The sequence below is a fragment of the Eggerthella sp. AM16-19 genome, assembly GCF_003474385.1.
Lineage (GTDB): Bacteria > Actinomycetota > Coriobacteriia > Coriobacteriales > Eggerthellaceae > Senegalimassilia.
The window spans coordinates 1-3,315 of sequence record NZ_QUCY01000048.1 but is presented as its reverse complement, the minus strand read 5'-3'; the positions used below and the strand labels follow the sequence as shown (position 1 = coordinate 3,315).

4 protein-coding genes are annotated in these 3,315 nt (G+C 68.6%); all 4 read left to right on the top strand.

The window, feature by feature from the left end; translation table 11 throughout:
• Positions 1 to 676: Flp pilus assembly protein CpaB (gene cpaB / locus DW178_RS11045; protein ID WP_118351511.1), on the top strand; the 676-nt coding region annotated here is incomplete at its 5' end.
• Positions 666 to 2,006: a TadA family conjugal transfer-associated ATPase gene (locus DW178_RS11040; protein WP_158574197.1), complete on the top strand. Its 1,341-nt coding sequence runs from the start codon at positions 666 to 668 to the stop codon at positions 2,004 to 2,006. The genes cpaB and DW178_RS11040, both read left to right, overlap by 11 nt.
• 1 nt (position 2,007) lies before the next feature.
• Positions 2,008 to 2,898: a type II secretion system F family protein gene (locus DW178_RS11035; protein WP_118351506.1), complete on the top strand. Its 891-nt coding sequence runs from the start codon at positions 2,008 to 2,010 to the stop codon at positions 2,896 to 2,898.
• A gap of 23 nt (positions 2,899 to 2,921) precedes the next feature.
• Positions 2,922 to 3,315: hypothetical protein (locus DW178_RS11030; protein ID WP_147363868.1), on the top strand; the 394-nt coding region annotated here is incomplete at its 3' end.

The window sequence follows — 3,315 nt, the reverse complement described above, 5'->3', positions numbered from 1 at the left end:
GCCCGCGGGCCCCACCAAGGGATCCCGCGTCCTGACCGCCGTGGCCGCGGCGGCAATCGCCGTCTCCGTCGGCGCGACCGCCTTCTCCGGCATGCGCCTCGCCGAGTCATCGGCGATCATCGCCAAGAACGAGACCGATTCCGTCAACGTCGTCGTGACCACCCGCGACGTCGCCGCCGGCGAGACCATCAGCGAATCCGACCTCGAGACCCAGTCCGTCCCCAAGGCCTACTGCCCGACCGACGCGGCCACGAAGGTCTCGGACGTCGCCGGGCACACCTCTATCACGACCCAGACCGCGGGCACATCCATCTCGCTCTCCTCCATCCAGGCGTCGGCCTCGCCGGCGCACATCACGTCGGCAATCGAGGACGGCCACGTCGCCATCGCGCTGTCGCTCGATTCCTCCCACGGCCTCTCGCCGCTGTTGGCCGTCGGCGACCGCGTCAACGTGCTTGCCGCGGTGTCGGACGGCACGACATCGAGCACCGAGACCATCTGCGACGGCGTCAAGGTCGTCGCGCTCGATTCCGTGCTCACGGGCACGCCCGAGGCGGGCTACTCGCTCGTGACGCTCGACGTCACCCCCGAGCAGGCCGCCGCGATCGTCGCCAACCCGAACGTGACGCTCACGGCCGTGCCGCATGCCGTCGAGGAGGCCGACGATGCTCAGTAGGGACCTGCTTCCGCTCGAGCGCGCGGTCTACCGCGCCGCGCGCGAACAGCTCTCATCCGACAACCAGGCCGAGCAGACGGGCATCGACGCCGAGCAGCGAGACCACGCCGCGGCGGCCGTCATCGGCCCCATCATCGACGACCCGGCCTTCTACGGGCTCATGCCAGAGCGCCATTCCGACCAGTCGGGGCGCATCTACGACGACGCCTACCAGGACGTGCTGCGCGCGGTCATCAACGACCTGTACTATTTCGGGCCGCTCGAGGACCTGCTCTACGACGAATCCCTCTCCGAGATCATGGTCAACGCCCCCGACGCCGTCTGGATCGAGCGCGACGGACGCCTCTGGCTCACCGACGTGTGTTTCGAGGACGACGACCATGTGAAGTTCATCATCGACCGCATCGCCGCCGGCATGAACCGCCGCTGCGACGAGGCCTCGCCGCTGTGCGACTGCACCATCGTGCGCCCCGGCACCCCGTTCAACGGCTCCCGCGTCAACGCGTCGCTCAAGGGCGTCGCCGTGGACCACAACATCATCACCATCCGAAAGTTCCGCAAGGACGCCCTGACGCCCGAGGCCCTGATGGCCAACGGCTCGTTCGACCGCCGCATGCTCGAGATCATGCGCGCCATCGTCGAGGGCCGCATGTCCACGATCGTCGCCGGCGGCACCGGCTCGGGCAAGACGACGCTGCTCAACGCCATCTCGCTCTACATCCCGCACGAGGAGCGCATCATCACCATCGAGGACACCCCCGAGCTGCGCCTGAACCAGCCGCACGTCATCCGCATGGAGACGCGCGACGCCAACGTGGAGGGCAAGGGCCTGATCACCTACCGCGACCTCGTGACCAACGCGCTGCGCCAGCGCCCCGACCGCATCATCGTCGGCGAGTGCCGCGATGCGGCGGCCTTCGACATGCTCCAGGCCATGACCACCGGCCACGACGGCTCGCTCACCACTATCCATGCGGACAACTGCCGCGAGGTGCCCGTGCGCCTTCGCACGCTCGTCCAGCAGGCCAACACCGGCATGTCCTCGCGTGAGATCCTTGAGTACATCAGCCAGGCCATCGACTTCATCATCTACACCGAGCGCTCCCACGGCGTGCGCCGCGTGACCGAGATCGCCGAGGTCCAGGGCATGCAGGGCGACGTCGTGACAATCGCGCCGATCGTGCGCTTCGAGCACGACCCCAACGACCCCGAGCACTCCGGCTGGTTCGTCCCGACCGGCGAGCGCTTCATGCGCCGCCATATCGAGAAGATGGCCAACGAGGGCGTATACGTGAACGACGACTGGTTCAACCCGCAGGCGGTGTTCTGATATGGGCGTATCGACCATCAATCCCGTGAACCTTCTGCCCGCCGTGCCGGGCATCGTGCTCGGCATCGCCATGCTCGTGATCGCCCGCAGCGAGCGCATCGCACGCGAGCGCGGCGGCGTCGAGACCGCCGAGGAGCGGCCGGCGGGCAAAATCTCGGCGGCCATCACGGCCGTCTGCGAGCAGGCATCCCCTCAGCTGTCGGTGCAGGAGGCGAAGATCGTGTGGGTCGCCACGGCGACCCTGCCGGCCCTCGTCGCCCTCACGCTCGGCCTCGGCGCGATATCGCTCGTCCTGCTCCCCTTGGGCGCGGTCGGCTTCCCGATCTACCTCAAGGTGCGCCGCGACTCGGGCATGAAGAAGTTCGAGGAGCAGCTGGGCCAGGCCATGCCGCTGATCGCGTCGAACCTGCGCGCGGGCTCGTCGGTCGCCCAGGCGATCGGGCCCGTCGCCGAGAACATGAGCGACCCCATCAAGTCCGAGTTCAGACGCCTCACCTCGGACATCCGCGCGGGCACGCCGGTGCCCGAGGCGCTGGACAAGGTCGCCGACCGCACCGGCAGCCGCGACCTGCGCCTCTTCTCAACGGCCGTCGACATCTCGCAGCAGACGGGAGGTTCGCTGGCCGACATCACCGAGAACGTCGGCCAGACCGTCCGCGCGCGCGTCGAGGCCCGCAAGACCATCCGCTCCAAGACCTCGCTGAACCGCATCGAGTCGCAGATCATGGTCGGCCTGCCCATCTTCATGATGGTCGCGCTCCTCACGATCTCGCCGGCTCACCGCGAGTTCTACAGCCAGCCCTCCGGCTGGGCGCTCATCGCGCTGGCGGTCGTGCTGGACTCACTGGCCTACATCATGATGAGGAAGATGGGCGACATCAAGCTCGACTAGGCGCCCGATAGATTGGAAGTACCGTGAACATCGAAATGCTGCGCTGCATCGCGCTCTCCGCATGCGCCGCCACCGTCGCCGGGCTGCTCTCGTATCTGGCCCTTCGGCGCCTCGGCGGCATCGAGTCCGGCCCCATCCGCCGGCCGCACATGGCCCAGCACAGCGAGAACCGCCTGGACTCGCTCACCTACAGCGTCACCCGCTACGTGCCGATGAGCGAGAAGGTCGCCGACGCGACGCGCGACATGCTCTCGCGCTCGGGCGTCACCATGCCCGCCGCGTCGTTCTGGGCCATCCGCGTGGCGTCGCTGTCCGCCGGCATCGCCGCCGGACTGGTCGCCCTGCCGTTCATCGGCGGCGTCCAGGGAATCGCCGCGGCGGCGGCCTGCGCCGTCGCGGGGCTCGCCGCGCCGCAGG